Origin of the sequence: Pseudoxanthobacter sp. (assembly GCF_036822375.1) — a bacterium.
In the GTDB taxonomy this organism is placed as follows: domain Bacteria; phylum Pseudomonadota; class Alphaproteobacteria; order Rhizobiales; family Segnochrobactraceae; genus Pseudoxanthobacter.
This window is the reverse complement of record NZ_DAISHT010000255.1, coordinates 1-4423: the sequence shown is the minus strand read 5'-3', so window position 1 is coordinate 4423 and position 4423 is coordinate 1. Positions and strand designations below refer to the sequence as shown.

At 67.4% G+C, this 4423-nt stretch carries 5 protein-coding genes; all 5 read right to left on the bottom strand.

The window, feature by feature from the left end:
* Positions 1-908, bottom strand: a 908-nt coding sequence (locus V7067_RS15920) for an aminotransferase class V-fold PLP-dependent enzyme (protein ID WP_334176884.1), incomplete at its 3' end; no start/stop codon positions are given.
* Entirely contained in the window at positions 892-2289 is a 1398-nt protein-coding gene (locus V7067_RS15915; protein WP_334176883.1) for a family 2B encapsulin nanocompartment shell protein, read from the bottom strand. The genes V7067_RS15920 and V7067_RS15915, both read right to left, overlap by 17 nt.
* A gap of 210 nt (positions 2290-2499) precedes the next feature.
* A complete protein-coding gene (locus V7067_RS15910) occupies positions 2500-3231 on the bottom strand; it encodes an amino acid ABC transporter permease (protein ID WP_334176882.1) in 732 nt (243 codons plus the stop codon).
* Entirely contained in the window at positions 3224-4048 is an 825-nt protein-coding gene (locus V7067_RS15905) for an amino acid ABC transporter permease (RefSeq protein WP_334176881.1), read from the bottom strand. Before V7067_RS15905 ends, V7067_RS15910 begins: the two co-directional genes overlap by 8 nt.
* A gap of 3 nt (positions 4049-4051) precedes the next feature.
* Positions 4052-4423, bottom strand: a 372-nt coding sequence (locus V7067_RS15900; protein WP_334176880.1) for an ATP-binding cassette domain-containing protein, incomplete at its 5' end; no start/stop codon positions are given.

Genomic DNA, 4423 nt, shown 5'->3' with positions numbered 1-4423 from the left:
TTCGACGAACCGGCGCCGATGAAATCGCGCAGCTTGTCGCGCGCGCCCTCGAACAGATCGGTCGACCGCGCCGCCAGCGTATGAGCCGCGCGATGAATATTCGAGTTGTGCTTCGAATAATACGTGCTGGTGATGTCGATGACACTTTGCGGCTTGTGCGTGGTGGCGGCGTTGTCGAGCCAGATCAGCGGCCGGCCGTTGACACTCTGGTGCAGGGCCGGAAAATCGCGGCGGATGGCCTGCACGTCAAAGGCCGAGAGACCGATCCCGGCGGCCTGTCCGGCAAAGGAACTGACCTCCCGCTGCGGCGCGGGATCCGGCGTCGCCACGCTGGCCGGAACACGGCCGGGCTGCGCCTGCGGCAGGAAATAGAGCCCCTGCCCGGCTGCCGCCGAGGCCGGCAGCGCCGGCGTCTCGGGCAGCGACCGGCCGGCGGCCGGGCTGAAGCGCGGCTCGCCGAAGGCAAACGTCTCGCCGCCGCCGGTGTCCGGCCAGCCGGGCACGGGCGGGCGGGCCGGCGCAAAGCCACCCGCCAGACCCGCGGGCCGGCCGGCGCTCTGTGCTCCGACCGGCCCCGGAGACGGGGTCACCACCGCGGCGTCGGCCGGATCGGGCACGGCCACCCGCAGCGTATCGGCCGCCGCAACCGCGCGCGGCACAGCGACGACGGCCTGCGGTGCGGAAGGAGCCGGCACTGCCCCGGGAAACGGCAGATTTTCCGGGATGAGCTTTTCGAGCCAGCCATAATCGGGCGCCGGCGCGGGATCAGCCGGGGCGCGCGCGCCCCGGTGATCTTCGGCATAGATCTCATTTGCCAGCCGGGAGATCAGCTCCGTCTCGAACGCATCGCCCGCGATGTAGTTCGGGTCGGAAACCGATCCGATGGCCGGATCAATAGCGGTAGTCATGGTAGTTTCCGATCAGCACGTTATCGAGGCGGGCAATGGCATCGTCGACGAGAACGGCTGCGGAGAAATACCGCGTCACGAGGTGCGAGGCGATGGAATGCTCGCTGGTGCCGGAATAGCGCACCGACAGGCCCGGCTCGACCTCGCCCGTCACGCCGGCTTTCTGCAGACCGACCACGCCCTGCTCCGCTTCGCCGACGCGCAGCAGCAGGATGGAGCTGGTCGCCACACCGTCCCGGACCGTGACCGGCAGCTTGTCGGAGGGCACCAGAGGCACACCGCGCCATGTGATGAACGGCGAGCCGAACAGCGTGACGGTTGCGGGCGGCACGCCGCGGCGCGTGGCCTCGCGGCCGAAGGCGGCAATCGCCCTGGGGTGGGCGAGGAAGAACGCCGGCTTCTTCCAGATCAGGGCCAGCAGTTCGTCGAGATCGTCCGGCGTCGGCGGGCCGGAGCGGGTGGGCACCCGGAAGCCGGGCGCCACCTCGTGCAGCAGGCCGAAATTCGGGTTGTTGATGAGCTCCCACTCCTCGCGCTCTTTCACCGCCTCCACCGTCAGACGCACCTGCTCGCGCAACTGGTCGATCTGGTTGGAGTAGAGGTCCGTGATGCGGGTGTGGGTGTGCAGCACCGTCTGGATGGTGGACAGGTGATATTCGCGCGGATGGTCGACATAATCGACGAAGGTGGTGGGCAGCCGCGGCTCGCCGGTGTGGCCGGCCAGCAGGGCGATCGGCGCCTCGCCATAGGCATTGGAGGTCGCCACAAGGGCCGCCCGGCTGGCGATGGCCGCAGCAATCGCCTCCTTCACGCCGGCAACGCCCGCGGCATCGGCCGCCTCCAGCACCAGCACGGTGGCCGCCGACAGAGCCCGGGCGGCCGCCGTCACCGGCTTGTCGCCGGCCAGGGAATCCTCGCCGAAATAGCCGCCCGGGCCGATGAGCTGCTGGCGCAGATCGGACCCGAACGGACCGGCCACAGTCAGTTCCACCGTGCCGTCGGCCACAACCACGAGCGCGGCCGGCGCCTCGCCGGGGCCGAACAGCGCCTCGCCGGCCGCAAGAACGCGCGGCCGGAAGGCAGCAGCAAGGGCCGCAAGGGCCTCGGGCGCCACCGCGGACAGCGCGGGCACGCCGGTCAGGCTCGGGGCCACCACCGCACCGACCTCGACACTCACGAGGCCCGGTCTGGAGACCACGACCTTGCGGCGGTTGACGCGGAACACGCCACCGGCAACATCCACCCACGGCAGCAGACGGTGCAGCCAGCGCGGCGTCGTCTCGGCGTTCTGAAGCGCGGTGACGGTGGCCGTTGCCAGATTACGGGCCGCAGCAGCGCTGACGCTGAGGCGCGGCGAAGGACTGTTGGAAGCTATACTCATGACCTTCCGGCTCGCTGTGCTTTCTGAATTGAGATTATTCTCAGCCGATCAGAAGAATTATTTTCTGTGTCGGCCAACTCAGGCTATCAGCAAGTCGAACGCAATCAACGATCCTATATTCTATATTTTAAATCTGCCGCGAAATGATTTTCTTGATCGGCGAAGAAGAAGTCGCGACCGTGGGCGACTTTGGTCCTTGCCCCGCCCCGCTCAGGCCCCTCCGGAGCGGCGCAAAGGGGTGCGGCTGGCAGACCGGCCGAAAAAGTCCGCCAGAACCGCAAAGGCCGTGCACAGCACGAAATAGACCGCGCCGGTGAAGAGGAAAATTTCCGCCGGATAGATCTGGGTGCGGTTGTTGACCTGATTGGAGACCGTCGTCAGCTCCGGCACATTGACGATGAACGCCAGAGAGGTGTCCTTGATGAGGGAAACGAACACCCCCACGAACGACGGCACCAGATTGGGCAGGGCCTGCGGCAGCAGAATCAGCACCAGCACCCTGAACGGCGAGAAGCCGGCGGCAATGCCGGCCTCGCTCTGGCCTGCCGGCAGCGCCGAAAGGCCGGCGAAGGTGGTGTAGAGCACCGCCGCGGAGGTAAACCACGCCAGCGCCACCACGACCGTGACGGTATCGGGCAGATTCACGCCCAGCAGCGCCGGAAGCAGGAAATAAAGCCAGAAGATCACGAAAATCAGCGGAATACCGCGGATGAAGTCCGCCCAGAGGAACAGCACGCTGCGCACCGGCCCCGGAAAGAGCCATGCCAGCACGGCCCCGGCCACCCCCAGAACCACGGACAACGCCGCTGCCGAAACCGCCATGACCAGCGTCAGCAGCAATCCGCCGATCTCGCCGTCCGCCGCCCGCCCCCACAGCAGGTAGGGCAGATTGGCGGTGATGACCGAGAAATCGAACCCCGGAAATATGCCGGCATCAGCCATGGCCTGCCTCCCGGGCGACAAGGGCGGTTTCCGGATCGATGGCTTCGTCGGCGGCATCCTGCGGGGTCGGCCTGCGGTGCACCGCACCGGCCGGCGAAGGGCCGAGCCGCGTCAGCACGAAGCCGATGATGAGACCAAGGCTGAGATAGAGCAGCGTGCCGACGGCGAACGCCTCGAACGCATGAGCGTTGTAGCTCTCGATCTGCCGCACCTCGTAGGTGATCTCGGACAGGCCGATGGCGGTGGCCAGCGAAGAGAGTTTCATGATGTTGAGATACTGGCCGACGATGGGCTGCCAGGCATTTGCGAAGCCCTGCGGCAGCAGCACGGCAATCAGTACCTGAACGCCGGAAAGGCCCTGCGCCTCCGCGGCCTCGCGCTGGCCGCGCGGCACGGCCGCAAGGCCGGCGCGCAGTTCCTCCGCCAGAAAGACCGCGCCGAAGATCGCCAGCCCCCACGCGGCACAGATGAATTCCGGCGAGGCAATGATAACGCCGCCCGGCAGGGTGCCCCAGACGTGGTCTTCGTTCACCCAGTCCCGAAAGCCTTGTGGCAGAAGGCTGTAGGCAGCGAAATACCAGAAGAAGAACTGCACCAGCAGCGGCGAATTGCGGAACAGCGCGATGATGCCGACCGCAAGCCCCTCTGCCGGCAGAAAGCGCGAAATGCGCAGCCCCACGATGACCACCGCCAGAACGCTGGCACCGATGGCGCCTGCCACGCTGACCGCAACCGTGGTCGCCACGCCCGTGACGAGCCACTGCAGCGGCGGACCGGACAGCACCCCGGCCCAGTCGAATGTAACCGCGGATACCATGACCTAGGCCTCCCCGGCCGCGCCATGGAGAGGCGAGAGCACCTGCGCGAGAAAGCGCCGGATGCGGGGATGGTCCTGCTCGCCGAAGAACACCGCCGGCGGCGCATCGGCCACCAGCCGCCCGCCATCGATGAACAGCACCCGGTCGGCGATTTCGCGGGCAAAGCCCATCTCGTGGGTGACCACCACCATGGTGGTGCCGCTGCGGGCGATTTCACGCATCACCCCCAGCACCTCCCCGATCATTTCCGGGTCGAGCGCCGATGTCGGCTCATCGAACAGCAGAATGGCCGGCTGCATGGCCAGTGCCCGCGCAATGGCCACGCGCTGCTGCTGGCCGCCGGAAAGCTGCGCCGGGCGCAGTTCGGCCTTCTC